This is a genomic window from Sphingobium sp. B7D2B, from assembly GCF_025961895.1.
GTDB lineage: Bacteria > Pseudomonadota > Alphaproteobacteria > Sphingomonadales > Sphingomonadaceae > Sphingobium.
In genome coordinates, this window is the sequence record NZ_JAOQOM010000001.1 from 2,474,651 (window position 1) to 2,500,464 (window position 25,814).

At 65.5% G+C, this 25,814-nt stretch carries 25 protein-coding genes and 1 tRNA gene; 13 read left to right on the plus strand and 13 right to left on the minus strand.

All coding sequences use genetic code 11. The annotated features are described in order from the left end of the window. Window positions 1–590: 590 nt before the first annotated feature. Genes M2341_RS11445 through M2341_RS11455 form a run of 3 tightly spaced genes read left to right on the plus strand, consistent with a single transcriptional unit; the run spans window position 591 to window position 2,792 of the window. On the plus strand, window positions 591–1,586 hold the full coding sequence (locus M2341_RS11445; protein WP_264585321.1) for an agmatine deiminase family protein: 996 nt from the start codon (window positions 591–593) through the stop codon (window positions 1,584–1,586). Between the two features lie 24 nt (window positions 1,587–1,610). After that, complete coding sequence (gene aguB / locus M2341_RS11450) at window positions 1,611–2,477, plus strand: N-carbamoylputrescine amidase (RefSeq protein WP_264585322.1); 867 nt, start codon at window positions 1,611–1,613, stop codon at window positions 2,475–2,477. A gap of 24 nt (window positions 2,478–2,501) precedes the next feature. Next, window positions 2,502–2,792, plus strand: coding sequence for a putative quinol monooxygenase (locus M2341_RS11455; RefSeq protein WP_264573133.1), 291 nt, complete (start codon window positions 2,502–2,504; stop codon window positions 2,790–2,792). A 239-nt stretch (window positions 2,793–3,031) separates the two neighbouring features. On the opposite strand, the gene M2341_RS11460 is transcribed toward M2341_RS11455, so the two are convergent. Next, the gene (locus M2341_RS11460; protein ID WP_413715478.1) at window positions 3,032–3,703 is read right to left on the minus strand and encodes a uracil-DNA glycosylase; all 672 of its coding nucleotides are present in this window, start codon (window positions 3,701–3,703) and stop codon (window positions 3,032–3,034) included. 23 nt (window positions 3,704–3,726) lie between these two features. On the opposite strand from M2341_RS11460, the gene folK reads away from it, so the two are divergent. Together folK and M2341_RS11470 are read left to right on the plus strand one after the other, a co-directional pair. Beyond that, on the plus strand, window positions 3,727–4,266 hold the full coding sequence (gene folK, locus M2341_RS11465) for a 2-amino-4-hydroxy-6-hydroxymethyldihydropteridine diphosphokinase (RefSeq protein WP_264585324.1): 540 nt from the start codon (window positions 3,727–3,729) through the stop codon (window positions 4,264–4,266). Between the two features lie 74 nt (window positions 4,267–4,340). Further along, window positions 4,341–4,416: transfer RNA gene (locus M2341_RS11470), tRNA-Lys, on the plus strand. A 318-nt stretch (window positions 4,417–4,734) separates the two neighbouring features. Here the strand turns inward: M2341_RS11470 and fabG are convergent. Both fabG and fabD read right to left on the minus strand, forming a co-directional pair. Continuing rightward, window positions 4,735–5,475: a 3-oxoacyl-[acyl-carrier-protein] reductase gene (gene fabG / locus M2341_RS11475; protein ID WP_264585325.1), complete on the minus strand. Its 741-nt coding sequence runs from the start codon at window positions 5,473–5,475 to the stop codon at window positions 4,735–4,737. A gap of 20 nt (window positions 5,476–5,495) precedes the next feature. Further along, complete coding sequence (fabD, locus tag M2341_RS11480; RefSeq protein ID WP_264585326.1) at window positions 5,496–6,431, minus strand: ACP S-malonyltransferase; 936 nt, start codon at window positions 6,429–6,431, stop codon at window positions 5,496–5,498. A 150-nt stretch (window positions 6,432–6,581) separates the two neighbouring features. Here fabD and M2341_RS11485 point away from each other — a divergent pair, with 150 nt between their 5' ends. The 4 genes from M2341_RS11485 to rplI all read left to right on the plus strand — a co-directional run bounded on the left by M2341_RS11485 (window position 6,582) and on the right by rplI (window position 9,328). Then, complete coding sequence (locus tag M2341_RS11485; protein ID WP_181560054.1) at window positions 6,582–7,856, plus strand: chloride channel protein; 1,275 nt, start codon at window positions 6,582–6,584, stop codon at window positions 7,854–7,856. Between the two features lie 183 nt (window positions 7,857–8,039). Beyond that, window positions 8,040–8,468 carry a 30S ribosomal protein S6 gene (gene rpsF, locus M2341_RS11490; RefSeq protein ID WP_181560055.1) on the plus strand — a complete coding sequence of 143 codons (429 nt, stop codon included), beginning with the start codon at window positions 8,040–8,042 and terminating at the stop codon, window positions 8,466–8,468. 13 nt (window positions 8,469–8,481) lie between these two features. Further along, the gene (gene rpsR / locus M2341_RS11495) at window positions 8,482–8,706 is read left to right on the plus strand and encodes a 30S ribosomal protein S18 (RefSeq protein WP_181560056.1); all 225 of its coding nucleotides are present in this window, start codon (window positions 8,482–8,484) and stop codon (window positions 8,704–8,706) included. A gap of 13 nt (window positions 8,707–8,719) precedes the next feature. Beyond that, on the plus strand, window positions 8,720–9,328 hold the full coding sequence (rplI, locus tag M2341_RS11500) for a 50S ribosomal protein L9 (protein WP_181560057.1): 609 nt from the start codon (window positions 8,720–8,722) through the stop codon (window positions 9,326–9,328). A gap of 105 nt (window positions 9,329–9,433) precedes the next feature. Here rplI and M2341_RS11505 read toward each other — a convergent pair whose 3' ends face one another. Next, a complete protein-coding gene (locus tag M2341_RS11505) occupies window positions 9,434–10,204 on the minus strand; it encodes an SDR family oxidoreductase (protein WP_264585327.1) in 771 nt (256 codons plus the stop codon). Further along, window positions 10,201–10,806 carry a GTP cyclohydrolase I FolE gene (gene folE / locus M2341_RS11510; protein ID WP_264578597.1) on the minus strand — a complete coding sequence of 202 codons (606 nt, stop codon included), beginning with the start codon at window positions 10,804–10,806 and terminating at the stop codon, window positions 10,201–10,203. Before folE ends, M2341_RS11505 begins: the two co-directional genes overlap by 4 nt. A gap of 359 nt (window positions 10,807–11,165) precedes the next feature. Here folE and M2341_RS11515 point away from each other — a divergent pair, with 359 nt between their 5' ends. From M2341_RS11515 to M2341_RS11525, 3 genes are all read left to right on the plus strand, one after another. Continuing rightward, entirely contained in the window at window positions 11,166–12,374 is a 1,209-nt protein-coding gene (locus M2341_RS11515) for an acetyl-CoA C-acetyltransferase (protein ID WP_264585328.1), read from the plus strand. A gap of 158 nt (window positions 12,375–12,532) precedes the next feature. Next, entirely contained in the window at window positions 12,533–14,713 is a 2,181-nt protein-coding gene (locus M2341_RS11520) for a 3-hydroxyacyl-CoA dehydrogenase NAD-binding domain-containing protein (protein ID WP_264585329.1), read from the plus strand. Between the two features lie 259 nt (window positions 14,714–14,972). Then, a complete protein-coding gene (locus tag M2341_RS11525; RefSeq protein ID WP_264585330.1) occupies window positions 14,973–15,566 on the plus strand; it encodes a glutathione S-transferase family protein in 594 nt (197 codons plus the stop codon). Between the two features lie 15 nt (window positions 15,567–15,581). On the opposite strand, the gene M2341_RS11530 is transcribed toward M2341_RS11525, so the two are convergent. From M2341_RS11530 to M2341_RS11545, 4 genes are all read right to left on the minus strand, one after another. Continuing rightward, on the minus strand, window positions 15,582–17,006 hold the full coding sequence (locus tag M2341_RS11530; RefSeq protein WP_264585331.1) for an ATP-binding protein: 1,425 nt from the start codon (window positions 17,004–17,006) through the stop codon (window positions 15,582–15,584). Then, window positions 17,003–18,085, minus strand: coding sequence for a hypothetical protein (locus M2341_RS11535; protein ID WP_264585332.1), 1,083 nt, complete (start codon window positions 18,083–18,085; stop codon window positions 17,003–17,005). The genes M2341_RS11530 and M2341_RS11535 overlap by 4 nt, the downstream gene beginning before the upstream one ends. Window positions 18,086–18,118: 33 nt before the next feature. After that, complete coding sequence (locus M2341_RS11540; protein ID WP_264585333.1) at window positions 18,119–19,348, minus strand: hypothetical protein; 1,230 nt, start codon at window positions 19,346–19,348, stop codon at window positions 18,119–18,121. 130 nt (window positions 19,349–19,478) lie between these two features. After that, window positions 19,479–19,790 carry an Hpt domain-containing protein gene (locus M2341_RS11545; protein ID WP_264570741.1) on the minus strand — a complete coding sequence of 104 codons (312 nt, stop codon included), beginning with the start codon at window positions 19,788–19,790 and terminating at the stop codon, window positions 19,479–19,481. A gap of 268 nt (window positions 19,791–20,058) precedes the next feature. On the opposite strand from M2341_RS11545, the gene M2341_RS11550 reads away from it, so the two are divergent. Then, entirely contained in the window at window positions 20,059–22,245 is a 2,187-nt protein-coding gene (locus M2341_RS11550) for a hypothetical protein (protein ID WP_264585334.1), read from the plus strand. Window positions 22,246–22,294: 49 nt separating this feature from the next. On the opposite strand, the gene M2341_RS11555 is transcribed toward M2341_RS11550, so the two are convergent. The 4 genes from M2341_RS11555 to M2341_RS11570 are packed head-to-tail and all read right to left on the minus strand — an operon-like array spanning window position 22,295 to window position 25,783. Further along, window positions 22,295–22,579 (minus strand): DUF1467 family protein, encoded by a 285-nt coding sequence (locus tag M2341_RS11555; RefSeq protein WP_264570743.1) that lies wholly within the window; start codon window positions 22,577–22,579, stop codon window positions 22,295–22,297. Between the two features lie 11 nt (window positions 22,580–22,590). Further along, window positions 22,591–24,237: a ribonuclease J gene (locus M2341_RS11560; protein WP_264585335.1), complete on the minus strand. Its 1,647-nt coding sequence runs from the start codon at window positions 24,235–24,237 to the stop codon at window positions 22,591–22,593. Beyond that, a complete protein-coding gene (locus M2341_RS11565; protein ID WP_264585336.1) occupies window positions 24,234–25,022 on the minus strand; it encodes a type III pantothenate kinase in 789 nt (262 codons plus the stop codon). The genes M2341_RS11560 and M2341_RS11565 overlap by 4 nt, the downstream gene beginning before the upstream one ends. 44 nt (window positions 25,023–25,066) lie before the next feature. Continuing rightward, complete coding sequence (locus M2341_RS11570; protein ID WP_264585337.1) at window positions 25,067–25,783, minus strand: biotin--[acetyl-CoA-carboxylase] ligase; 717 nt, start codon at window positions 25,781–25,783, stop codon at window positions 25,067–25,069. Window positions 25,784–25,814 lie beyond the last annotated feature (31 nt).

The window sequence follows — 25,814 nt, forward strand, 5'->3', positions numbered from 1 at the left end:
ACTATGAGAGCGATTAATTTGCCCATTCTTCTTCTCAATCAACATCGTTCAATGTTAATGTCGTGCCGCTTTATATTACCAAACTCGCGCTGAATTTAAAAAACATTTCTTATTGGACAAATCTGCTCCGGCGGTACGGACTTATGCGGAGGACCTCCCATGCGGCAAATTAGCCACCACATTATTGGCGGCGCCAAACGGATGATCAGCTTACTGACCGATTGGTCCGTTGGTGAGCAGCGAATGGGGTTTCAACTTTCGCCGCATGAGAGCACGATTGTTTTCCGCTTCTATGGCCTCCCGCCCCTACAACGATCATGAAGATCGCTGAAGCATTCTTCGGCACGACCAGAACCATCCGCTGTTCCGGTCTGACAACGGTTAAGTTGGCCAAATTCCTGCCGAGCGACTGTTGCAACCTTCCCCACACGGGCGCCGTTCTAGCCTAGAACTTCAGGCATGGGTTGAGGGTTGTGTGGGAGTCGTCAGTCTCCGGATCATGCTAATCGGAGAAAACGGTATCGCGGCGGCCTGGAGGCGGTGAAACTGTTATGACGTCGGGACTAAATCGTCAGGAGCAATCGACAGAAATGACCTATAGAATGCCGCGTCTCACGCCCGCCGAATGGGCGCCGCAAGAGCATATTTGGATCGGCTTTCCTGGCGATGTAGCGGAGTGGCCAGAGGATCTTCCCGAGGGTCAATTGCAGGGAGCCGCATTCGCCAGCGCCGTTGCAACCCAGGGCCAGCGCGTCATACTTCTCGCGCGCACCGAGCCAGATGCCCTCCACGCCCGCACCCTTGTCTCCCCCGCCGTAGAGGTCCGCCACGAACCCTTCGGCGACATCTGGCTGCGCGATACCGGCCCAATCGGCCTCCTCGGCCCGAATGGCTCCCGCGCCCTCGTCGATTTCGATTTCAACGGCTGGGGCGGCAAATTCCAGATGCCGGGCGATGAGGATATCGGCGCACGCCTTGCCGCTACGACCGGCCTGCCCTGCCGTCACGTCCCCATCATCCTGGAAGGCGGCGCGCTCGATACGGATGGCACCGGCCTTTTCGTGACGACCGAGCAATGTCTGCTCAACCCCAATCGCAATCCCACGCTGGATCGCAAGCAGATCGAGACGATCCTCTCCGGCACCCTTGGCCTGTCGTCCATGCTCTGGCTGGGTGATGGCTTGCTGAACGATCACACCGATGGGCATGTCGACAATCTCGCCCGCTTCGTCGCGCCCGGCATTCTTGCCGTGCCGCAGGCCAGCACCGAGGATGACCCCAACACCGCCATCTATGCCGATGCCACAGCGCGCGCCCGCGCCTATGGGCTGGAGGTCGCCGCAATGCCGTCGGTCGGTCGATACGAGATTGACGGGCACATCGTGCCAGCGAGCTACATGAACTTCTGCATCACCAACGGCGCCGTCATCGTGCCGCAATATGGCGCGGCCAATGATCAGGCCGCGCTGGATGCGCTCGCGCCATTCTTTCCGGGCCGGGCTATTGTCGGCCTGCCGTCCGATGCCATATTGCGCGGCGGCGGCAGCTTCCATTGCATGAGCATGCATCTGCCGGCCGCCGTCTGACCCCTTCCGCCGCAGGATCACGCCATGTCTCATCTCACGGTCGCCGCGCTTCAGCTCGCCTTTTCGGACGATGAGGCCGCCAATATCGCGCTGGTGGAGGAACATGTCGCCAAGGCCGCGGCCCGCGGCGCCAAGATCATCCTGCCGCCCGAACTGTTCGAGGGACTGTATTTCTGCACGGTCGAGGATGAGGCTTTGTTTGCCCGCGCCCGCCCGCTCACCGAGCATCCTGCCGTGCTGGCGATGCAGAAGCTGGCCAAGACGCAGGGCGTCTACATCCCCACCAGCTTCTTCGAGCGGGATGGCCAACACCATTATAACAGCCTCGCCATGATCGACGATCGGGGCGAGATCATGGGCGTCTACCGCAAGAGCCATATCCCGGACGGGCCGGGCTATGAGGAGAAATATTATTTTCGGCCCGGCAACACCGGCTTCAAGGTGTGGGAAACGAAATATGGCACCATCGGCGTCGGCATCTGCTGGGACCAATGGTATCCGGAAACGGCCCGCGCCATGGCGCTAATGGGCGCAGAAGTGCTGCTATACCCTACGGCGATCGGCTCGGAGCCTTATGATGGCGATCTGAATACAAGCCGCATGTGGCGGCGGGCGATGCAGGGCCATGCCGTCTCCAACTGCATGCCGGTCGTCGCCGCCAATCGCATCGGCAGCGAGCAGATCGCCGGCGCCACCGGCGAACAAAGCTTCTACGGCCACAGCTTCATCGCGGACGAATGGGGCGATCTGGTGGCGGAGGCGGAGGACTGGCAGACCGGCGCGCTCATCGCCACGCTCGATCTCGATCGCGCTCGCAAGCACCGCGCCGGCATGGGCTTTTTTCGCGATCGCAGGCCCGAGCTTTATGGACGGCTGGCACAGGATGTGTAACCATCGCTGCATAAGGAGATGTGTATGACCGTGGCTCGCCTCTACATCATTCCCGCCGCAGACGGCAAAAGCGCCGAGATGGAAGCGGCCCTCATCGCCCTCTCTGGAACGGTGAAGGCTGCCGATGGCTGTGAAGGCGTCGAGCTGATGCGGGACCTGGGCAACGAGCACCGCTTCATCTTCATCGAGAAATGGGCCAGCGAAGAGCATCATGCCAAGTCGCTCGCCTCTCTACCGGAGGGCGCCCTGGATGGCGTGCAGGCTGCCGCCGGTGGACCGCCGGATGGCGCTTATTACGATTATCTGCTGCGATAAGCCCGGCGAGCGCGGCGGTAGCTTTCAGTCCCCGCGTTCACCAGCCTCTTGAGCCGGGCCTTTCGCTTGGCGAGATAAGGCCGGTCAGCAATGTCTGCACCCTGGAACCTGTTTGGCATGCGCGTTCTCTCACGACCATCGCTGCGTCGTGAAGGAACACCCGCGCGCAAGGTTGCCGCCCGAACTTCATCCAACGGGCGCAATGCCCGACGGATAAAACCTGCCTATCACCGCGTCGCTTAAAGGCTATCCCGCAAAGCCAGCGCCCGATCGAAAACCGCCTCGAACATCTCCGCCGCCAGCCGCCCGGTGTTCGTATTGTAGCGCGAGCAGTGGTAGCTATCGATCAGCATGCGCCCATCGGGCATCCGGTGCTCGGCGAGATGCGCGAAGCGGGCCTTGGGCAGCCGTCCACCCAGCACTTTCACCGCGGATTGATGCGCGATCTGCCCGAGCGCGATGAAGATGCGCGCCTTGGGCAGCAACGTGACCTCCGCATCCAGAAACGGACGGCACGTGCGGATTTCCTCGGGGGTCGGCTTGTTCTGTGGCGGCAGGCATTTCACGCTCGCGAGGATCGCGCAATCCACCAGCTCAAGACTATCATCCACACGCGCGTCATATGTGCCACGCGAAAGACCGAATTTGTCGAGCGTGGCGAACAGGAGGTCGCCCGCATAATCGCCGGTGAACGGCCTCCCGGTGCGGTTAGAGCCATGTTTGCCGGGCGCCAGTCCCACCAGAACAATGCGTGCATCCGGATCGCCAAAGGCGGGGATTGGACTGTTCCACCAGTCCGGATACTCGATCCGACAGGCCTGGCGAAAGGCGACCAGACGCGGACATAGGGGACAATCGCGCGCCGGTTCGGCGCCGGGCACGGGGCTTATAACAGGACTGGTCATGGACATGCCCTGCGGATAGGCCCTGGCGGATGAACAAGGCAAGCATCCACCCTCTGGCGCGCGACCATCGGTCGCCGGAAACCGGCGAGCAGATCTACGCTGTCGGCATCGGCGCCAATCGTCCGATGGCGGGGATGCGCCCGCGCGACATCGTGCGCGCCGCCTTCGATGCCCTCGACCTCGCGCCCCTCCGCCTTGTGCGAGCCTCCCCCATCATCGACTCGCGCCCCCTGGGCCCGTCCGCGCGCACTTACGCTAATGCGGCAGTCATTGTGAGCACGACGCTGCCACCGCTGGCGATGCTCGACCAGCTTCAGGCCATCGAGCGCACCTTCCATCGCCGCCGCTACCGCCGCTGGGGCCCGCGCACGCTGGACCTCGACCTGTTGCTATGGTCGGGCGGCAACGTGCGCAGCAAACGTCTAACCGTACCGCATCCAGCCATCGCAGACCGTGCCTTCGTCCTCGAACCGCTGTGCGCGATCGCTCCGGATGCACAAGATCCTGTGTCCGGCCTCACCATCCGCCATCTAACCTCCCGCCTGCGCAAACCCACCCCAGCCAGATGATCGCGGCTGTAAAAGCCGCCAAGCCGGTTGACCGCCAGAGCCCGCACCTTTAGGGGATCGCGACACCCGCTTGGGGGCCCTTAGCTCAGTCGGTAGAGCAACTGACTTTTAATCAGTAGGTCGCTGGTTCGAACCCAGCAGGGCTCACCATTTTCCACCGGTATCCCGCGTTTTATCGGTATGGGGCGGACAATCGACTGGCGGGACCAGCCGCCACGGGTTCGTGGGTTCAGAACTAGACAGCGTCAGCGTCAACTGAGACCACCTCAGCACGGCCAGCCCACCAACCCTCGCCAAAAAAACGGCGGCCTCTGAAAGGCCGCCGTTAAGGGGGTCCGCTGACCGGCGGGAGCCAGTCAGTGAGGGAATGATCGGCGCGGCATCGGGTTCCGCCTGCCGATAAAAAATCTCGCTCTGCCGTGATGACGAGCTCCAGATGAGCCGATCTCGCCAGAGACCGGCCAAAGCTCAGATCATCGCCATGCCGCCATTCACATGCAGGGTCTGGCCCGTGACATAGCCCGCCTCGCGGCTGGCGAGATAGACCACCGCCGCGCCGATATCCTCGCCTGTGCCGAGCGCGCCGGCTGGAATGCGCGAGAGGATGGCGTCCTTCTGGGCGTCGTTGAGCGCGTCGGTCATCGCCGAGCGGATGAAGCCGGGCGCGACGCAGTTCACGGTGATGCCCCGGCTGGCCAGTTCCTGCGCCAGGCTCTTGCTCATGCCGATCAGACCGGCCTTGGAGGCGGCGTAATTGGCCTGGCCCGGATTACCGGTCACGCCCACGACGCTGGTGATCGAGATGATCCGCCCCGTGCGCGCCTTCATCATCGGCTTGGCCGCCGCGCGGATCAGGCGGAAGGCCGCCTCCAGATTGATCTTCTGGACGGTGTCCCACTCCTCGTCCTTCATGCGCAGGATGAGGTTGTCGCGCGTGACGCCAGCATTGTTGATGAGGATATCCAGCTTGCCGCCCAGCGCCTCAAGTGCGGCGGGCACCAGGGCGTCCACCGAAGCCGCATCGCTCAGATCGCACGGCACGCAGACATGATCGCCGCCCAGCTCGGCGGCAAAGGACTCCAGCTTGCCGACATTGCTGCCGGAGAGCGCAAGCCGCGCGCCCTGCGCGGCCAGCGCCCGGGCCACGGCAGAGCCGATGCCACCGCTCGCGCCAGTGACCAGCGCGGTCATTCCATTGAGATCGAACATGATGCAGTCCCTCCTGTCTCTCACACGCGGCCGAGCAGCGCCTCGATGTCGTCCATCGAGATCACGCTGGTCACGGTCGCATCCGGCGCGATGCGCTTGACCATCGGGCCGAGCACCTTGCCGCCCAGCTCGACGAAATCGGTAATGCCCGCCGCCCACATGGCCGCGATGCTCTCGCGCCAGCGCACCCGGCCAGTGACCTGCTGGACCAGCAGATCGCGGATCGTTGCCGCGTCACTCACCGGCGCGGCCGTGACATTGGCATAGACGGGAATGAAGGCGCCGGGCGACTGCGTGTCCGCTAGCGCAGCCGCCATCGCATCGGCAGCCGGCTGCATCAGCGGGCAATGGAAGGGCGCGGAGACCGGGAGCAGCACGCCGCGCTTGATGCCATGGTCCTTCACCAGCCCGATCGCGCGCTCGATGGCACCGACATGGCCGGAAATGACGACCTGGCTGGGATCATTGTCGTTGGCGACGGCGCAGACTTCGCCCTCGGCCGCCGCAGCGGCGAGCGCCTCGGCCTTCTCGATGTCGGCGCCAAGCAGGGCAGCCATGGCGCCCTCGCCCACCGGCACGGCGGCCTGCATCGCCCGGCCGCGCGTCTTGAGCAGACGGGCGGTGGTCGCGAGATCGAAGGCGCCCGCCGCGCACAGGGCGCTATATTCGCCGAGGCTGTGGCCGGCCAGCGCATCCCCCTTGTCGCGGAGCACGATGCCGCCCTCCTTCTCCAGCACGCGCAAAGTGGCAAGCGCGTTGGCCATGATCGCCGGCTGGGCATTTTCGGTCAGGGTCAGGTCCGCTTCCGGCCCTTCGGTCATGATGCGAAAGAGATGCTGGCCCAGCGCCTCGTCGACTTCCTGGAAAATCTCGCGCGCCACGGGCGATGCAGCGGCCAGCGCCGACCCCATGCCCACGGCCTGACTGCCCTGCCCCGGAAAGATGAATGCACGCACGGCCCTGATCCCTGCTTGGTCTGTGAAGGCCTGCGCCCTAGTCCGGGGGGGCGCCCCGGGCAAGTCCTGTTGGCTTGACCGGCACGACGGCGCGCCTGGATGGACATTCGCCATTGTGCGCCCTGCTCATGGGGCATAGGGGAAGCCAGGATGTTAAAGCCACGGTTCTCCAACGCGATCAGCCGCGTGGATGCCCGCGTGATGCGGGGCCGCATCGGCGCGATCGGCGGCGCCTTGCTGCTCAGCCTGGTCGCGGTGCTGTTCGCCAAGCTGGGCGAGGCCGCACAAGGCGTGTTTACCGGCGTGGCCGATGCCTTTCCTTATGCGCCGCTGGTCATCACGCCCGGCCTGTTCGTCGCGGTGACCTATGTCACGCGGCATTGGTGCCCGGAGGCGCGCGGATCGGGCATTCCGCAGACAATGGCGGCGGCGCGTATGCCGGATCACCCACAATCCCGCCGCCTGCTCTCGCTGCGGACCGCGCTGTTCAAGCTGTTCGGCACGCTGGGGATGCTGCTCGCGGGTGGCTCAGTCGGTCGCGAAGGACCGACCGTGCAGATCAGCGCCGCCATCATGGCCGCGGTGCAGCGCTGGCTGCGCGTGCCGGTTTCGGCCGGGATTATCATTGCCGGCGGTGCGGCAGGCGTTGCCGCTGCGTTCAATACCCCGCTCGCCGGGGTCGCCTTCGCCATCGAGGAACTGGCCGCTGCCTTCGAGCAAAAGATTGCGATCGTGGTGATGGCCGCCGTGATGATGGCGGGCATCACGAGCCTGTGGCTCTCGGGCGATTACATCTACTTTGGCGCCATGCATCAATCGATGCCGATCTCCTCCATGCTGCTGCTGACGCCCGTCGCCGGGCTGGTCGGCGGCGTGGCGGGCGGCCTGTTCTCCCGCGCGCTGATCGCTCTTGCCTGGTCCCGCAGCCCGCTCACCCGCGCGATGCGGGCCAAGCCGCTGCTCGTCGCGGGCATTTGCGGGCTCGTCGTCGCCATCACGGGCATTCTCACCGCCGGAATCAGCTGGGGCACCGGCTATGAGACGACCCGCGCGCTGCTCGCCGGTGAAGAGGTGTCCTGGAGCTTCGGCCCCGCCAAGCTCGTCGCCACACTGGCCACGGCGCTGAGCGGAGCCCCCGGCGGCATCTTTGCGCCATCACTCTCCGTCGGCGCCGGCCTTGGTCAGCTGCTGGGGCTGCTGATGCCGGACCAGCCGCACGGCGCCATCGTGCTGCTCGGCATGATCGGCTATTTCGCGGGTGTGGTGCGGGCGCCGCTCACCGCCGCCATCATCATGATGGAAATGACCGCAGACCGCACCATGATCCTGCCGCTGTTCGCTACGGCGATCTTCGCCAACTGGGTGAGCGGGCAGATTTGCAAGCCCAAGCTCTATCACGCGCTGGCCCGGCAGTTCCGGCCCTGATCGCTTATCGGCGAGAGCTGGCATTGCGCACTTGCCTTGCGGGCACTTTTCAGCCATAGGCCGCCCCTTCGCCGGGCAGGCTCTCGCTGCGCCCGCCGCGAAGCTTTGTTTGAGACGACAGCCGGAGGGGCATGCGCATGGGGCGTATGTCAGCAATCGGCCAAAAGACAGGACGCATGAACCATGCCCTATTATGAGCATGTCTTCCTTGCGCGTCAGGATCTGGCACAGGCCCAGGTCGATGCGCTCGCGGAAAATGCCACCAAGATCATCGAGGCCAATGAAGGCAAGGTGACGAAGGTGGAAAGCTGGGGTCTCCGCAACCTCGCCTACAAGATCGCCAAGAACCGCAAGGCTCACTACGTGATGCTCAACATCGACGCGCCGGCTGGCGTGGTCGCCGAGCTGGAGCGTCAGACGCAGATCAACGAAGACGTGATCCGCTTCATGACCGTCCGCGTTGAAGAGCTGGAGGGTGGCCCTTCGGTGATGATGCGCAAGAACGAGCGCGACCGTGAGCGTCGTGGTGAGCGCGGCGACCGTGGTGACCGCCCGGATCGCGGCGATCGCGCGCCCCGCCGGGACCGCGAAGAAGCCTCGGACGGCGAATAAGGAGACCTGACACATGGCACGCCCATTTTTCCGCCGTCGCAAGACCTGCCCGTTCTCCGCAAAGGACGCACCGCGCATCGATTACAAAGATGTGCGCCTGCTGCAGGGCTTCGTCTCTGAGCGCGGCAAGATCGTTCCCTCGCGCATCACGGCCGTCTCGGCCAAGAAGCAGCGCGAGCTTTCCCAGGCAATCAAGCGCGCCCGCCATCTGGGCCTGCTGCCCTACATCGTGAAGTAAGGAGGGCGGACCCATGGAAATCATTCTGCTCGAGCGTATCGAGAAGCTGGGTGCAATCGGCGACGTCGTAACCGTCAAGGACGGCTATGCGCGCAACTACCTGCTGCCCAACAAGAAGGCGCTTCGCTCCAACAACGCCAACAAGAAGGTGTTCGAGGCCAACCGCGCCAAGATCGAGGCCGACAACGCAGCCCGTCGTGACGACGCTGCCAAGGCGGCCGAGAAGGTCGATGGCGTTCAGGTCGTCCTGATCCGTCAGTCGTCGAACAGCGGCCAGCTCTACGGATCGGTCTCGGTCCGTGACATCGTGGAAGCGCTCCACGAAGCCGGCCACACCAATGTGAGCAAGTCGATGGTCGTGCTGGAACGCCCGATCAAGACGCTCGGCCTGTTCGACGTGCGCGTCTCTCTGCACCCGGAAGTCTCCGTCACCGTTCAGGCCAACGTCGCACGTTCGCCTGAGGAAGCCGACCTGCAGAAGGACGGCGTGGACGTCATGGCCTCCATGTTCGAGAAGGACGAAGCCGGCTTCACCGAGGATTACGATCCCAATGCCGAGCCGGGCGAAATCGCGACCGAGGCTGCCGAGCCGGCTGCCAACGAGGATACGGAAGAGGCCTGAGCCCCTTCCCTCCGCAAGCTTTAGAAACCCCGCCGGACAGATCGTCCGGCGGGGTTTTGCTTTGTGGGAGATCGGATCGGCCGTCACCGGGCGCTGCCGGGCGGTTCAGGTCTCCAGATGCAGGAAGTCCCGCGCGTAACTGCGCATATGGGCACCGCCATCGACAATGATCGTCAGGCCGGTCACCGACTCCGCCCGCGCCAGATACAGCACGGCCTCGCCCACCGCCTCGGGCGTCGGCAACACGCCGAGCGGCGCGTGGCTGGCCAGCCGCTCCAGTTGCTCGGGCGTATAATCATAGGTCGCGAGCGTCAGCCCCGGCGAGACAGCATTGACCCGTATCGCAGGCGCCAGCGTGCGCGCGGCGATCCGCGTGAACGCCTCCAGCCCCGCCTTGCCCAGCGTATAGGCAAGCTGGTCGCCATGCGGCTGGGCCAGGCGCTGGTCGAGAATATTGACGATCGAGGCACCAGCCCCATCGGGCCGGGCCGCCGCAGCAAAGGCCTGGGTCAGCAACACCGGTGCGACCGTATTGACCTGATGATAATCGGCCAGCTGGCCGGCGCTGACATTTTCCAGCTCGCTCTCGCCGAACAGCGAGGCGCTGTTCACCAGCAGATCCGGTGCACGGCCGAAATGATCGATCACCGCCGGCATCAGCCCTTCGGCGGCCCCCGGCGTCAGGAAATCCGCGACGAAGCCATGCCAGCGCACGCCTGTTTCGGCGAGGCATTCGGACAGGAAGCGATGCGGCTCCGCATCATGCCGGCCATGAATCGCCAGCGCATAGCCGGCACGCGCCAGATGCATGGCGATGCGCGCGCCGAGGCGGCGGTGCCCCCCGGTGACGAGCGCGAGCGGGGCCTGCGCCGTCATTTTACGCCCATGAGGCGCAGCACTTCCTCTCGGCTTTTTTCGTCGCGCTTGAACACGCCCATCATCCGGCTGGTGCGCATGATCGTGCCATGGGTGCGGACGCCCCGCCCGGTCATGCAGCCATGGGTCGCCTCGATCACCACGGCCACGCCGAGCGGCTTGAGATTCTCCCAGATGCAGTCGGCGACCTGCGCCGTCAGCCGCTCCTGGACCTGCAGGCGGCGGGCGAACGCCTCCAGCACGCGAGCCAGCTTGGAGATGCCGACGACATAATCCTGCGGCAGATAGGCGATGTGCGCCTTGCCGACGATCGGCGCCATGTGATGCTCGCAATGCGACTGGAACGGGATGTCGGTGAGCAGCACGATCTCGTCATAGCCACCAACCTCGTGGAAAATGCGCGAGAGGTGATAGGCCGGGTCTTCGGCATAGCCCTCGCAATATTCCCGCCAGGCGCGCGCCACGCGCTTGGGCGTTTCAATGAGGCCTTCCCGCTCTGGATCGTCGCCAGCCCAACGGATGAGGGTGCGGATCGCCTCCTCGACATCCTTGGGAACGTCCGGCTTTGCCGGCTTGGGACTGAGTTCGTTCTGGCTGGCCATGCCTACCCCCGGGAAAAGGACAAGAAGACACGCGGGTGTGCATGTCGATATGCTGATGCGGCGCAGATAGGCCGTTGGAACTTTCTATTCAACCGCAGACGCCCGAGTCGGGCCGCTTGCGCCCAAAAGGGCAGCGCGGACTCGGCATGCACGGCTCGCCCTGGCGCTAAAGATAGGGAAATTATGCCCCGCCCGCGCACCTTCCGTTGACGTTAGGGTAAGGCCGAGGATTGGCGGATTTCTTGGGCTTGCATGGACCACGCAAGTGGCGAAGCCGGCAGCGAGCCCTTGCGCGAAGGCGATCGCATGGCCCATATTGCCCGCACCAAAGGCCCCGCCAGACCTACAGGAGAGCGACCATGGAAGCCTTCATCTATGATGCCGTGCGCACACCGCGGGGACGCGGCAAGCCGGACGGGTCGCTCCATGAGGTGACGCCGGTACAGCTGGCGGTCCAGGTTCTCCAGGCGGTGCGCGATCGCAACGCCATCGACACGGCGGACGTGGACGACGTGATCCTCGGCTGCGTCGCCCCGGTCGGCGAGCAAGGGACGGACATTGCCCGCATGGCAGTGCTGACCGCCGGCTATGCCGAAACCGTGCCGGGCGTGCAGATCAACCGTTTCTGCGCCTCGGGCCTGGAAGCGGTGAACATGGCCCTCGCCAAGGTGATCAGTGGCGAGGCGGAGCTGGCCATTGGCGGTGGCGTGGAGGGCATGAGCCGCGTGCCGATGGGCGCGGACGGCGGCGCCTGGGCCTCCGATCCCAATGTCGCCTATGCCAGCTATTTCGCGCCGCAGGGCATTGGCGCGGACGTGATCGCGACCAAGTTCGGCTTCTCTCGCGACGACGTGGACGCCTATGCGGTCGAGAGCCAGAAGCGCGCCAAGGCTGCCTGGGACGACAAGCGCTTCGGCAAGTCGATCATTCCTGTGAAGGATGTGATCGGCCAGGTGCTGCTCGACCATGACGAGCATATGCGCCCGGAAACGACGATGCAGAGCCTCGCTAGCCTCAAGCCCAGCTTTCTCGCCATGGGCGAGGAGATGCCGGGCTTCGACACCATCGCCCTGCTCCGATACCCGGAGCTGGAACGCGTCAACCATGTCCACCATGCCGGCAACAGCTCCGGCATTGTCGATGGCGCTGCGGCCGTGCTGGTCGGCAGCAAGGCCATGGGCGAGAAATATGGGCTCGAGCCGCGCGCCCGGATGAAGGCCATGGCTTCGGTCGGCTCCGAGCCGATGATCATGCTCACGGGCCCGGAAAACATTGCCGACAAGCTCCTGAAAAAGTCTGGAATGTCGGTCGGCGATATCGACCTGTGGGAGCTGAACGAAGCCTTCGCCAGCGTCGTGCTGCGCTACATGCAGGCGATGGGGCTCGATCACAGCCAGATCAACGTGAACGGCGGCGCGATTGCCATGGGCCACCCGCTCGGCGCGACCGGCGCGATGGTGCTCGGCACCGCGCTCGACGAGCTGGAACGCTCCGGCAAGGGCACAGCGCTGATCAATCTGTGCGTGGGCGCGGGCATGGGCACGGGCATCATTATCGAGCGGGTTTGAATCCAGAAGTCCGTTCGCCCTGAGTAGGGGCTGAGCCTGCCGAAGACCCGTATCGAAGGGTCTTTCCGTGGCTCGATCCTTCGATACGCCACTTCGACAAGCTCAGTGGCTACTCAGGATGAACGGAGGGAAAAAATTGAACGAGTCAGGAGGCACACATGGCTACAACCATCACGACCGAGATCGACGGCGACGGCATCGCCCTTCTCACCATCGACGTGCCGGGGCAGTCGATGAATGTCATCACGCCCGACTTCCTGACCGATTTCGCTGCCGCCATCGCGCGGATCGGCAGCGAGGAGGCCATCAAGGGCGCCGTCATCTGCTCCGGCAAGGACAGTGGCTTCATGGCGGGCATGGACCTCAAATATCTCTCGGCCATGCTGCGCGAGGCAACGAGCGGCGGCGCGGACATGAGCCAGTTGTTCGACAATGTCTTCACCCTCAACGACTTGCTGCGCAAACTTGAGACCTGCGGAAAGCCGGTCGCCATTGCCATCGAAGGCACGGCCATGGGCGGTGGTCTGGAGCTCGCTCTCGCCTGCCATCACCGCGTGCTCAGCAACAATCCCAAGGTGCAGATCGGCCTTCCGGAAATCCTCGTCGGCCTGTTCCCCGGCGGTGGCGGCTCACAGCGCCTGCCCCGCCTGATCGGCATCCAGGGCGCGCTCATGTACATGCTGCAAGGCAAGAGCTGGCGCCCGGCCGAGGCGGCGGCGATGAAGGTCGTCGATGAACTGGCCGACCCGGGCCAGACTGTCGATGTCGCCAAGGCCTGGGTGAAGGCCAATCCCGATGCCCACACCCAGCCATGGGACATCAAGGGCTTCAAGGTCCCCGGCGGATCGGGGCAGTTCAACCCCGGCTTCATCCAGACGATGATGGCCGCGACGGTGATGACCACCAAGCAGACCCAGCGCAACATCCATGCGCCACATGCGCTGCTCAGCGCGGTCTATGAGGGCATCCAGTTGCCCATGGACCGGGCGATCCGGGTCGAGAGCAAATATTTCGCCAAGGTGGTGGCCGATCCGCAGGCGGGCAACATGGTCCGCACGCTGTTTGTCTCCAAGCAGGCCGCCGAACGCGGCGCGCGGCGCCCCGCTGGCGTCGAGAAGGCCCCCACAAAAAAGCTGGCCGTGCTCGGCGCCGGGATGATGGGCGCGGGCATCGCCAATGTCGCGGCGCAGGCCGGTATCGACGTGGTGCTGCTCGACCGCGATCTCGCCTCAGCGGACAAGGGCAAGGCCCATGCACAGGCGCAGATGCAAAAGCGCATCGGCCGGGGCATGACGCCGGATAAGATGGAACAAGCCCTCGCCCGCATCACCCCGGCGGACAGCGTGGACGCGCTGCAGGGCTGCGATTTCGTGATCGAGGCCGTGTTCGAAGACCCGGCGATCAAGGCGGAGATCACCCAGCGGGTCGAATCCGTGCTGGGGCCGGACGTGATCTTCGGCTCCAACACCTCCACCCTGCCGATCTCCGGCCTCGCCAAGGCGTGGTCGAAGCCCGAGAACTTCATTGGCGTGCATTTCTTCTCGCCGGTGGAAAAGATGCCACTGGTCGAGATCATCCTCGGCAAGCAGACCGGCGATGCCGCCGTCGCCAAGGCGCTCGATTTCGTCGCGCAGATCCGCAAGACGCCCATCGTTGTCAATGACTCGCGCGGTTTCTACACCTCGCGCTGCTTTGGCACTTATGTGCAGGAAGGCGCGCAGATGCTGGCCGAGGGCATCAACCCCGCGCTGATCGAGAATGTCGGGCGCCAGCTCGGCATGCCGGTCGGCCCACTCGCCGTCTCGGACGAGGTCTCCATCGAGCTGGCCCATAAGGTGACGCTCGCCGCGAGGGCCGCACTGGGCGATGCCTATGTGCCCGCGAAGGCCGATGATGTCGTCGCGCATATGGTCGAGATCGGCCGCCTCGGCCGCAAGAACGGCAAGGGCTATTATGATTACCCGGCGGACGGCGGGAAAAAGGCGCTCTGGCCCGGCCTTGCGGCGGAGTTCCCCCGCGCTCTCAACCAGCCGACGCCGGCCGAGGTGCGTGAGCGGCTGCTCTACCGCCAATTGGTCGAATGTGCCCGCTGCTTCGCCGAGGGCGTGCTGGTGACGCCGCAGGATGGCGACATCGGCGCGATCTTCGGCTGGGGCTTCGCGCCCTATACAGGCGGCCCGTTCAGCGCGATCGACACGATCGGCCCCGCGAAGGTGGTCGAGGTGCTGGATCGGCTGACCGCGGCACATGGCGAACGCTTCGCGCCGCCTGAGCAGTTGCGGGAGATGGCAGGGAGCGGCCATGGCTATTATGACGGCGCGCAGGTGAAGGCCGCCTGAGAGGATAATCGGCCGAGCAGCCGGATCGCCCTGTACCCTCTCCCCTTGAGGGAGAGGGATGCGCAGGCTTGGCAGCGTGCTGCCTGGCAGAAGCTGGGAGAGGGGTAGGCGATCCACGGGATCGCGCGGATCATGGATCCGCCACCCCTCATCCAACTGCGCCTAGCCGCTCATAGCGGCAAGGCTCCGTATCCTTCTCCCTCAAGGGGAGAAGGATTAAGCTTGTCACAGCCTTTGCCGGCATCAGGGAGGATCACCCATGCTCACGCTCTACATCGCCCCGGGCGCCAGCTCGATGGCGCCGCATATCGCGCTCCTGCACATCGGCGCGCCGTTTGAATTGCGCTCGCTCTCCTTCGCGAAGCGCGAGCAGGCCGAGCCGGCCTATCTGGCGATCAACCCCGAAGGCAAGGTGCCGACCTTGGTGACCGAGGAGGGCACGTTGACCGAAGTGGCGGCCATCCTCTTCTATCTCGCGCGGCGTTTTCCTGAAGCAGGGCTGCTGCCCGACGATGCCATGGGCACCGCGCAGGCTCTGTCCTGGATGTCGTTCGCCGCGTCGACGCTGCATCCCTCCTTCATTGCCGGGCAAGAGCGCGCGGAGGCAGCGCTCGGACATGCCGAGCATCGGCTGGCGGGTCAGGATTGGGCGGTCGGCGGCAGGCTTTCGGTGGCCGACATCCACCTTTTCCGTCTATTCTGGCGGATGCGACACACGCTCGCCCTGCCAGTGGAGAACTGGCCGGGCCTCACCGCTCATTATGACCGGATGATGGCGCTGCCAGCCGTTCGCAAGACCTGCGAGATCGAACAGTCGATCGGCTATGAATTGCGAGGTCTGCGGATGCCCTGAGCGCTACGCCTCAGGTTAGGCGTCCGCCCACACCGGCAGATCGAGCGTGAAGCGGGCGCCCTGCCCCAGCGCGCTCTCGACGGTCAGATCGCCGCTCATCGCGCGGGCAAGGCGGCGCGAGATATAAAGCCCCAGTCCGCTGCCATCCCCGCCGGAGAGGCCCAGTCGCTCGAACCGCTCGAAAATGCGCTGGTGATCGGCAGGGTCGATGCCGCCTCCCTGATCCGCAACGACGACGCGGGCGCGCCCGCCCTCGCTATCGACGCGCACCCAGATGGTGCTGTCGCGCGGCGTGTGCCTCACCGCATTGCCGATGAGATTGACGAGAATCTGCAGCACGCGGCGATACTCACCGCAGCCCATGGCACTCTCCCCCAGCGGCGGTGTCTGGATACGGATGCCGCGCTCGCCGGCGCGGACATGCAGCAGACCGGCCGCGCGGCGCGCCAGATCGGCCAGATCGACGCGCTCCTTCGCCACCCGGAAATCGGGGCGCTCGATGGCGTGAAGATCGGACAAGTCATCGACCAGATCGAGCAGATGGCGGCTGGCCTGGGCGATGTCCGCGCCATAGCCTGCATATTCCTCGCGCAGTTCACCATGGGCCTGCGCGGCAATGCTGCCAGCATTGGCGATGATCCGCCCGATCGGCTGGCGCAGGGCGCGGTCCAGCCGGGGGGCGAAGCCGGCATCGAACATGCCATCGCCAAAGAGATCGTGGATCTCCGCCGACGGCGCCTCTGCCTCCACACGGGGCGCCTGTGCGGGCTGGTTTTCTTGCGGCACGGCGCGGCCGCGATAGCCCATCAGCGCACCATGCTCATCGAACAGCGGCTCGCCGGAAATGCGATAGGAAACCGCATCGTCGGCCCGCAGGCGCGCATGCTGGTCCGTAAACGGCATGCGCAGCGCCAACGCCTCGACCAGCGGCATCGGCGACACATCGTCGGCAATGATCGCATCGAGGCGGAAATAGGCCGTCAGCGGCTCGCCATCGCGGGGCGGCTCATGCCCGATGGCGGCGGCGTCGGCCGCAACCTGCCGGAAGCGCAGTTGCGTATCCACCTGCCACGGCCAGCCCGGCTCGGCGGGCGCCAGACGCCGCGCCATCAGCACGCCCAATTCGCCCGGCCACTGGCGCGGGGCGCGCACCTGCCAATCGACAATGGACATGGCGTAGCCGTCCGCCTCGGGACGGATTTGTACCCACATGCTGAGATCGGCCTCGCCCTGTGCAGCCTGCACCGCGCGGGAAATCGGTATGCGCAGCCGCGCGGCGAGGCGGACGAGCGCGGCCAGCGCAGGAATGGCGAGCGGCCCATGCGGATCGCCGCCTGCATCGGCCTGCAACCGCGCAAGCGGCGCGTCGGCCGAGATGATGCGGCCGTCGCCGTCCAGCCGCGCCAGGATTGGCTCCGTGCCGGGGGGCGCGACTGTCATCGGCCGTCCAGCAGAGCGAGCTTGTCCGCCAGCGCGCGCGGGTTCATCCGGTCGAGCAGCCACTGCATGGCCTGTTCCGCATCGAACGCGCGATAGCTCTCGACGAAAGCGACGAGCGCGGCATCGCCCCCTTCGGCGAGACCGGTGACCGGGCCGAGCATCTCTGCGACCTGAAAAGCGCCGGGATCGTCCACGCCCATGACCCGCAACAGGGCGAAGCGATCGCGATCCTGCGGGCCGATCAGCGCCTCCAGCACCTCGTCCAGCGCAATGCCGCCCTCGCACTCCACGATGGCGGCGAAGAGCAGCAGCCGTGCTTCCGCCAGCGCGTGCGGGGCGATGGCGAAGCGTTGATCCGAATTAAGCGCACGCGCGCAGCGGCGGGCCTGTGCGATGGGGCCCTGCCCTTCATCATGACGGGCAATCAGCCCCTCGGCGGCGCGCGCAATGGCCGTCGTCAGCATGGGATCGGCGCCGGCGGCTTGTGCGCTACTCCCGTTTACCAGCAGGGCCGCGACGGTCCAGACGAGATCGTGATAGAGTTCGGCCGGCAGATCCGGCAGCATCGTCGCGTCGAGCAGCATCGGCCCGCACCAGTTGCGCTCCGCCAGCGCGAGGCCAGCCAGGGCATCGAGATACCGGCCATTGTCACTGGCCTCGCTCTCCAGCCGCGAGCGATCACCATGGCGACCCTCGAGCCGATATTGCCGCATCAGCAGCGACACGCAGGCACGATGACGCAGATGGCGCAGCAAGTCCGGCGAAAGCACGGCGATGTCCCGCTCGATCGCCTGCCGCGCATAACCGGCATCGGGCATAGCGGAGATCGAAGCCACGGGCTCTCGGGCCAGTCCGGCGACCAGCGCCTGCTCGACCGCGTTCATCAGCCCGGCAAGATGGATGCGCGTTTCGGCCAGCAAGGCATCAGTCCAGCGGCCCGGCGCATCGTCGGCCAGCCGCGCGAGATCGGCGCCATGGCGAACCTCCAGCGCCAGCCCACGAGCAAAGCGCGCGGCAAACACCGCGCCTTCCCGCTCGCCGCCATGGCGTTGCTGAACCGGTTCACCCACGCCCGTCATGCCCCATCCCTAGCCAAACAGGCTTAACAGGCCCTAAAATTCGGACCTTCCCACATGGAACAGTCGCGCGGCCAGCAGACCGGCCAGAACCCAGCCGAGCAGCGCAAAGGCTATTCCCACATAGCCGACGATAACGCCGGCCAGCACCATCAGCAATGCCGCCGGGACGCCGGGGCGAAGCTGCACTTCCCAAAGCGCGGTGGGCGTGGTTCGTTCCGACCCGAAGGTGAAAAGAGTGAGGAACAGCGTTACGAACAGCACCGTGGTGAGCGCCAGCGGGTCCGCTCCTGCCGCCCGCAAACCGGTCATGCCCAACAGCAGCAGCGCGCCGCCCTGCACCAGCGCCAGCGGCCAGCGCCGGCCGGTCGCGCGCAGGGTCAGCTGGGCATAACGATTTGCCAGCGCCGCGATGCCGAGCGCCGGCAGCATGAGGAGCAGCGCCGGGAAAGCCCATCCGCTGAGCCCCACTGCCACACTGCCCGCGCACAGCAGCACGGCGAGCAGCGCGATATGTCCCGGTTCCGCCTGCCGGTGCATCAATTCCCGCAGCAACGTGCGCGAGAGCGGCGCCAGCAAGGCCGCAACGCCACCGCCATCGCGCCAGCTTGCGTCGGGGGCGTAATCGCTCAGCGCATTCAGCGCCAGATCGGCACTGGACTGATCGGTGAGGAAGGCCAGCCGCCCCTGCAGCACCGGCTCGGGCGGCAGCATGATCCGCTCCACGCCATCCTGAACGGCGCGGCGCAGCAAGGTGAGCACCAGATCCCACTCGCCCAGCATGTCCAGCGTTGCGAGCAGCCGTGCCCCGGAAACACAGAACGCCCCGCCCCACATGCTGCTGGCATCCAGCCGCTCGAAGCTGGCCGTGCTCGCGCCCGAGGGCAGCACCAGCACCGCCTCGCCGCCGCTGATCGTCAGGGCGTCGAGCGCTTCTGAGGGGATCACCGCCCCTTCCGCCATCAGCAGAACAAGGTCTTCCGGCGCAATCGTGCGGGCCAGTTCCGGCATGTCGCGCACAACGCTCACCGGGCAATCGGTCTCCCGCGCGATATGATCGGCCATGCGGGTGAGGCCGGGCAAGTCCGCCTCGGCCGCTGCCGCATCGGCATGGATGATGAGCTTTTCCGCGCCCGCGCCCAGCGCCAGCCGCGCCTGATATTCGATGAGGCTCTGGCCGCCAAAGTCCAGCAGCGCCGATGACACGGGCGACTGCAGACCGTCCCGTGCGGCATTCCGCGCACTGAGCAGAGCGACCAGCACCATGGATGCTACCTAGAGACCGACATTCGACACAGACCATCTGTCTGGCAATGCGGTGGCCCGATTGCAAGGCCCCCGTTTCGACACATGGGGCTGCCTGGAGAGTAATCAGCCGACACATACGGTCGGGCTGTCAGTCTTCGTTTTCCGCCCCGACCGTCGCGAGCGCCTGGGTGATGCGCCGCAGGATGACCGGATCGCCCGGCGCGCCGACCAGTGCCTCGTCGGCAAGGTTCATCAGGCGATTGACGCCAAAGCTGGCGCACAGCCCCTTGAGTCGCAGCGCCGCCATCGTCCAGTTCGCATCGCAGCGGGAACGGGCGAGAAGATCAACCTGCCGGCCTGCGCTTTCGAGGAATGCACGACGCAAATCCGCGATGAGCGCACGGTCGGAACCGACTGCCGCAGCAAGGGCTGCTTCGAGCGTGCCAGGATCATATGCCATGGCAATCTGATACCCTCTGAAAGGTGAACAGAGTGTAAAACCGGGTTCCCCCTCAGAGGGAACATGTTAAGGAAATGTCATGTCCGACGCCCGAAAAGTCGAAAATCCGTCCCAAAACGGTACGGATGGGCGGGATATCGACCAGATTAGCGGCATCAACAAGGGGCCAGAACACGTGAAACAGGACGGCGTCTCGCGCCGCAACGAGTCGGATGCAGGCTGGGACGCGCCCGCCTTTCCCGATCGTTCCTCTGAGGGAGATCAAGGCATGGCCACATCCTTCGCCAGCGGCGCCGAAGAGCGCGAACCGCTCAGCCCGGCGCGGAAAGCCGCTTTGGGGGGCTTGGGCGTCATTGCCGTCGGCTGGGTCGCGCTTGTGGTCGCCAGCGGGACCGATCCGGACATCGGCGCGCGCTCGGCATGGCTGATCAACCTGATCGCGGTCGCGACGGCCCCCTTGTTGATCCTTGGCGGTCTCGCCGTGGTCCTGATGCGACGCCCGGCCGCGGCTGTAGCCTCGCTCAGCGCCGACGACGCCGCGCTGATCACCAGCGAAGCGCGCCAGGCCCTGACCATGCTCACCGACGTGAACGGCCAGCTTGCCGGCCAGACCCGCGAAACCGCCCGGGCAGCCGAGGCGGCGAGCGAGTCCCTGCGCCGATCCATGACGGAAATCGCCGCGCAAACCGACCTGCTCGGCCAGAACAGCACGACCTCGCTGTCGCGCGTGAGTGCCGTCGGCGACCGTCTCGCCGCGATGGTCGATACGCTGCCCAAGCTGGAGGACCGGCTGGCGACACTGGGCGAAACGCTCGCACGGGTCGGTGGCGATCTGGGCCAGCGCCACGACGCGCTCGATCATCAGTTGCAAGCGACAGCTTTGGTGGCGGAGGAAGTCCGCCTGCAGCTCACCGATGCCGGCAAGGCGCTCTCGGCGCAGATCTCCGGGCTGCGCGACGGCGCGCATGACGCGGGAGAAGAGCTGACCAATCTCTCCGAACTCTCCTCCGCCCGTCTCGACCTCACCATCGACCGCGTGAAATCCGTGCTCGATGCGACCGAGCAGCGCCTCGATGCGCAGAACGCCGCGCTGGCCGCGCTCGTCGAACAGAGCGCCGCGGCGATCGACCGCGCATCCAGCGGCGGCCTGGATCGCTTCGCTTCCACCTGCCGCGAGATGGAAGCCCTGCTCGACGGTCTCGATGCCCGATTGGAAGGGCAGACCGGCAGGAGCACGCAGTGGCTGACCCAGACGAGCGAGCAAGCAGTCGCGCTTGCCCATTCGTTCGATGCGCTGGAGCAGGCCTCGCTCGCCCGCACCCAGCAGCTTTCCGGCACGCTCAGCCGGCTGTCAGGGGAAACCCAGGCCCTGATCGAGACTCTGGGGCGCGGCGATGGCCATGCCGGTCAGCTTATCCAGCGCACTGAAGCGTTGCTGCTCGCCCTCGACAGCAGCGTGCGCGAGCTGGACGAGAGCCTGCCTGCCGCGATCGGCCGGGTTGAAAGCCAGCTTGGCACGATGCACGAACGCATCCGCACGGCAGGGCCTGCGCTTGAAGCCGTGGAAGCGGTGGCGACCGGAGTCGTCAGCCAGTTGCGCGAGTCCGACAGGGCGACCAACACCCAGCTCAGCGTGCTTACCGAGGCTTTGTGCAAGTCTCAGGATGCCCTTTCCGCGCAGCGCCAGCAAATCGCGGCGCTGGCCGATGCGGTCGAGCAGGCAGGTCGTGGCATGGAGGTGCTTGGCGAGACGGTCGGCCCGCGTCTGGCGGAAGCGCTGGGCGAAGTCCGCAATGCCGCCGACGCTGCTGCCTCACGCGCGCGAGAAGCGATGGACAACGTGATCCCGGCAGCCGCGCAGGGGCTCGCAGTGGCCAGCGACAAGGCCATCCGGCAGGTGGTTGAGGCGACCGTCTCGAGCGAACTGGCCCGGCTGGCTCAGGCGGCCGACGAGGCTGCGCAGACCGCCCAGAAGGCCACCCACAAGCTGAGCGGCGACATGCTGACCCTCGCCGAAGCCGGCAAGACGCTCGACCTCGCCATCAGCGCACATCGCGAGAAGCTGGAGACGCAGGACCGCGATCTGATCTCCGAACGATCGGCCATGCTCATCGGCGCATTGGGCGAGCACGCCATCGATGTCGGCAAGTGGTTCGACAAGGATGTCTCGGACAGCGACTGGAACGCCTATCTCAAGGGCGACCAGGGCCTATTCGCACGGCGCGCGACCAAGCTGGTCAACAATGCAGAGGCGAAGCAGATCCACGCCCTCTATCAGGACGATGCCACCTTCCGCGAGCATGTGAACCGCTACATCCGCGACTTCGAAATGCTGCTGCGCACGGTGATGGCCGCCAAGGACGGCAGCACCCTGGCGCTGACAATGATCTCGTCGGATATCGGCAAGCTCTACGTGGCGCTTGCCCAGGGCATCGACCGGCTTCGGCCAAATTGAGGCCGAACTGAGCGGGGCGCGCGGCTGAAACCGCGCGCCCGCCTCCCGCTTATTGCCGGAGGCTCTCCGGCGCGTTCAAAAACCCGTCGAAGCTGCGTATGGTCACCCAGCCATATTCCCAGTTCGCGTAGAACAGCGCGAAGAACAGGGCTGAGAGCACCGTCGTGCGCAGGATCATGCGGAAGAAGCGGAACTCGTGGGGCGCGCTGTCCGCCTGCCCCGGCACCTTCTCCTTCCCAAGCTCGTCGCTGGTGCGCACGCCGAACGGCAACACCAGAAACAGGCTGAGAAACCAGATCAGAAAATAGATCGCCAGCGCGGAGCCGATTTGCATCCTCGCCTCCCTCAGCCGGCTTGCACGATCGTCACGTCGACGATCGGCTTCTTGCCGGTCCACTCGAACGCCACGCGCCGCGCGCCGATGCGCACCGCTTCCCGCAAGGATTCGACGTCCCCACTCGCCTTGCCCTTGGCAACCACTGCGCCCACAGCCTTGGCCGCATCGGCCAGGAACTGCTCGCGATCATCCTCGACCGGCACGCCCTTGGTGCGGATGTCCGGCGCGCCGAGCATCTTGCCCTTGGCGGAAATGGCGAGGCCCACGCTCATATGGCCGTGGATCATGATCTTGCGGCGCTCGTTCATGGTGTTGCCATCGGCCGGCAGGATCACATCGCCATCCAGCACGAGGCGCCCGGCGCGCGTCTCGCCGATCTTGTGCGGCCCATCGGGCGCGAGGCGGATGATGTCGCCATTGGTCTGCACGATGCCGCGCTCGATGCCCTGCTCCGCGGCAAAGCGCGCCTGCTCCGCCATATGGCGCAATTCGCCGTGCACCGGCACAATCATCTCGGGCCGGATCCAGCCATACATCGCCGCCAGCTCCGGCCGCCCGGGGTGGCCGGAGACGTGGATATGCGCGTCATTCTCGGTGATCATCACCACATTCTTGGCCGCCAGCGCATTCTGGATGCGGCCGATGGCCAGTTCGTTGCCGGGAATCTTGCGCGACGAGAAGATCACCGTGTCGCCGGTATCCAGCTTGATCGGGTGTTGATCGGTCGCGATGCGGGCGAGCGCGGCGCGGGATTCGCCCTGGCCGCCGGTGGCGATGATCATCGCCTCGCGCGGCGGCACCGCCATGATCGCGTCGAAGTCCAGCATCGGCGGGAGATTCTGCAGATAGCCGCAGCTCTTGGCGATGGTGATGATGCGATCGAGCGAGCGCCCCGCCACGCAGAGCTTGCGCCCCGTGAGCCGCGCCACATTGGCCAACGTCTGCAAGCGTGCGGCATTGCTGGCGAAGGTGGTCACCACCACCCTGCCCTTGGCGCCGGCAATCGTGCTCAGCAGATCGGCCTGCACTGAGCCTTCCGAGCCGCTGGCCTCGGGATTGAAGACATTGGTGCTGTCGCACACGAGCGCCAATACGCCCTCGTCGCCCACGGCCTTCAGCTCCTCCGCCGTGGAGGGCACGCCGATCTGCGGCTCGTCGTCGAGCTTCCAGTCGCCGGTATGGAAGATGCGGCCAAAGGGCGTCTCGATCAGCAGCGCATTCCCTTCCGGAATCGAGTGCGCCAGCGGCAGATAGCGCATCCGGAAGTCGCCCAGCGTGAAGCTCTCGTCCTCCTGGATGACATGCAGCGTCACGCTGTCCGTCAGACCTTCCTCGGCAAGCTTGCCCCGCACCAGACTGGCGGTGAACGGCGTTGCATAGATCGGCACGTCGAGATCGGCCGCAAGATAGGGCACCGCGCCGATGTGATCCTCATGCCCATGAGTGAGCACGATGCCGAGCAGATCCTTCTGCCGCTCCTCGATGAACGCGGTGTCCGGCATGATGAGATCTATGCCGGGGAAGGACGGATCGGAGAAGGTCACCCCCAGATCCACCATCAGCCATTTGCCACGACAGCCATAGAGATTGAGATTCATCCCGATTTCGCCTGACCCACCAAGGGCCAGGAAGAGAAGTTCATCGCCTGGCGTCATGCACTTTTTCCGCTGCGTTCATAGAGGAGTGCCAGGCCGGTCAATGTGAGATCCGGCACAATGGCATCGAAGAGATCGGTCTTCTGGTCGAACAAAATGGCGAGGCCGCCGGTGGCAAGGACAGTCGCCGGGCGGCCGATCTCCTTGCGCATCCGCATGACCAGCCCCTCCATCATTGCCACATATCCCCAGAAAACGCCAATCAGCATCTGGTCCTCCGTGGTGCGACCGATCACGGAATCATTGTTGTGGGGGGATTCGATGGCGATGCGGGGCAGTTTCGCGGCATTGTTCACCAGCGCATCGAGCGACAGGTTGATGCCCGGCGCAATGATCCCACCCTTATAGGCGCCGGTATAATCGATATAATCGAAGGTGGTCGCGGTGCCGAAATCGATGACGATCAGATCGCCCTCATAAGCGTCATGGGCGGCGATGGCATTGAGCGCGCGGTCCGCGCCGAGCGTTTGCGGCATCGGCACGTCCACATTGATGTGCCACTCCACCGGCGGCTTGCCGGCAATCAGCGGCTCGACGCCGAAATATTTGCGGGCGAGCGTATCGAGATTGTGCATCGCGCGCGGCACGACGGTAGAGACGATCACCGCCGTCACATCCTTCATGCCCAGCCCTTCGAGCTGGAGCAGCTGGTTGATCCACACTGCATATTCATCGCCGGTGCGGCGCGGATCGGTGGCGATCCGCCAGCGCGCGCGGATCGTGCGATCGGGCGCGATCAGCGCGAAGACGACATTGGTATTTCCGGCATCGATGGCTAGCAACATGGGCTGATCCTCTCAGGCGGCGTTGCGCGTTTCCAGCGCCGAATTCAAGGCAATATGCCGACATCGCCGCTGTGGATGACGGCCTGTGTGCCATCCTCACGGGCCAGCATCAGCGCACCATCTTCGCGCAGGCCAGCAAAGCGCCCGTGAACGGGGGCGCTTCCCGCGCCCGTCACCACCAGCGGCGTGCCGATGGGATGCGCCCGCGCAAGCCAGGCCGGCACGAGCGCGGCCATTCCCTCGGCGCGCCAAAGAAGCAGCCAGCGGTCGACCGCGAGAACCAGCGCGTCGAGGACTGTCTCCGCAGTGAGGCCGGCCATGCCCGGCAGTGAATTCAGCGCCACGGTCGGGCGGTCGGCGAGCGACGGCGCGGTGGCGATGTTGACCCCGATCCCGGCGATGATCGCCTGCCCTTCCCGTTCCAGCAACATGCCCGCCAGCTTGGCGCCATCCGCAAGAACATCATTGGGCCATTTCAGCAGGATCGGCGCCTTCTCTGCGAGGCTTGAAAGCGCGTCATGGACCGCGATCCCCATCATCAGGCTGATGCCGGTGACTGGCGGATCGTCCGGCTGCAGCGCGATCAGGGTGGAGGCGTAGAGGTTACCGGTTGGGCTCTGCCAGGCACGGCCGAGCCGCCCCCGCCCCGCCGTCTGGCGCTCGGCGCGCAGCCAGTGCCCATCCGGCCAGCGATCAGCCTGCGCGCGCAGATCGGCATTGGTGGAGCCGGTTTCCGGCACGACATGGATGCGCGCGTGCACCACTAGCCGCGCCCCTGTGACGCCATGCGGT

What these genes read in the sequence shown, in the direction of transcription:
- rpsR (WP_181560056.1), top strand. Translation starts at nt 8,482, where the DNA reads ATGGCACGCCCATTTTTCCGCCGTCGCAAGACCTGCCCGTTCTCCGCA.
- M2341_RS11530 (WP_264585331.1), bottom strand. Translation starts at nt 17,006, where the DNA reads ATGACAGTCGCGCCCCCCGGCACGGAGCCAATCCTGGCGCGGCTGGAC.
- aguB (WP_264585322.1), top strand. Translation starts at nt 1,611, where the DNA reads ATGTCTCATCTCACGGTCGCCGCGCTTCAGCTCGCCTTTTCGGACGAT.
- folK (WP_264585324.1), top strand. Translation starts at nt 3,727, where the DNA reads ATGAACAAGGCAAGCATCCACCCTCTGGCGCGCGACCATCGGTCGCCG.
- M2341_RS11455 (WP_264573133.1), top strand. Translation starts at nt 2,502, where the DNA reads ATGACCGTGGCTCGCCTCTACATCATTCCCGCCGCAGACGGCAAAAGC.
- M2341_RS11540 (WP_264585333.1), bottom strand. Translation starts at nt 19,348, where the DNA reads ATGGTGCTGGTCGCTCTGCTCAGTGCGCGGAATGCCGCACGGGACGGT.
- rplI (WP_181560057.1), top strand. Translation starts at nt 8,720, where the DNA reads ATGGAAATCATTCTGCTCGAGCGTATCGAGAAGCTGGGTGCAATCGGC.
- M2341_RS11550 (WP_264585334.1), top strand. Translation starts at nt 20,059, where the DNA reads ATGGCCACATCCTTCGCCAGCGGCGCCGAAGAGCGCGAACCGCTCAGC.
- M2341_RS11460 (WP_413715478.1), bottom strand. Translation starts at nt 3,703, where the DNA reads ATGTCCATGACCAGTCCTGTTATAAGCCCCGTGCCCGGCGCCGAACCG.
- M2341_RS11535 (WP_264585332.1), bottom strand. Translation starts at nt 18,085, where the DNA reads ATGACGGGCGTGGGTGAACCGGTTCAGCAACGCCATGGCGGCGAGCGG.
- M2341_RS11485 (WP_181560054.1), top strand. Translation starts at nt 6,582, where the DNA reads ATGTTAAAGCCACGGTTCTCCAACGCGATCAGCCGCGTGGATGCCCGC.
- M2341_RS11525 (WP_264585330.1), top strand. Translation starts at nt 14,973, where the DNA reads ATGCTCACGCTCTACATCGCCCCGGGCGCCAGCTCGATGGCGCCGCAT.
- M2341_RS11445 (WP_264585321.1), top strand. Translation starts at nt 591, where the DNA reads ATGACCTATAGAATGCCGCGTCTCACGCCCGCCGAATGGGCGCCGCAA.
- M2341_RS11560 (WP_264585335.1), bottom strand. Translation starts at nt 24,237, where the DNA reads ATGACGCCAGGCGATGAACTTCTCTTCCTGGCCCTTGGTGGGTCAGGC.
- fabG (WP_264585325.1), bottom strand. Translation starts at nt 5,475, where the DNA reads ATGTTCGATCTCAATGGAATGACCGCGCTGGTCACTGGCGCGAGCGGT.
- M2341_RS11505 (WP_264585327.1), bottom strand. Translation starts at nt 10,204, where the DNA reads ATGACGGCGCAGGCCCCGCTCGCGCTCGTCACCGGGGGGCACCGCCGC.
- M2341_RS11565 (WP_264585336.1), bottom strand. Translation starts at nt 25,022, where the DNA reads ATGTTGCTAGCCATCGATGCCGGAAATACCAATGTCGTCTTCGCGCTG.
- folE (WP_264578597.1), bottom strand. Translation starts at nt 10,806, where the DNA reads ATGGCCAGCCAGAACGAACTCAGTCCCAAGCCGGCAAAGCCGGACGTT.
- M2341_RS11545 (WP_264570741.1), bottom strand. Translation starts at nt 19,790, where the DNA reads ATGGCATATGATCCTGGCACGCTCGAAGCAGCCCTTGCTGCGGCAGTC.
- rpsF (WP_181560055.1), top strand. Translation starts at nt 8,040, where the DNA reads ATGCCCTATTATGAGCATGTCTTCCTTGCGCGTCAGGATCTGGCACAG.
- M2341_RS11515 (WP_264585328.1), top strand. Translation starts at nt 11,166, where the DNA reads ATGGAAGCCTTCATCTATGATGCCGTGCGCACACCGCGGGGACGCGGC.
- M2341_RS11520 (WP_264585329.1), top strand. Translation starts at nt 12,533, where the DNA reads ATGGCTACAACCATCACGACCGAGATCGACGGCGACGGCATCGCCCTT.
- M2341_RS11555 (WP_264570743.1), bottom strand. Translation starts at nt 22,579, where the DNA reads ATGCAAATCGGCTCCGCGCTGGCGATCTATTTTCTGATCTGGTTTCTC.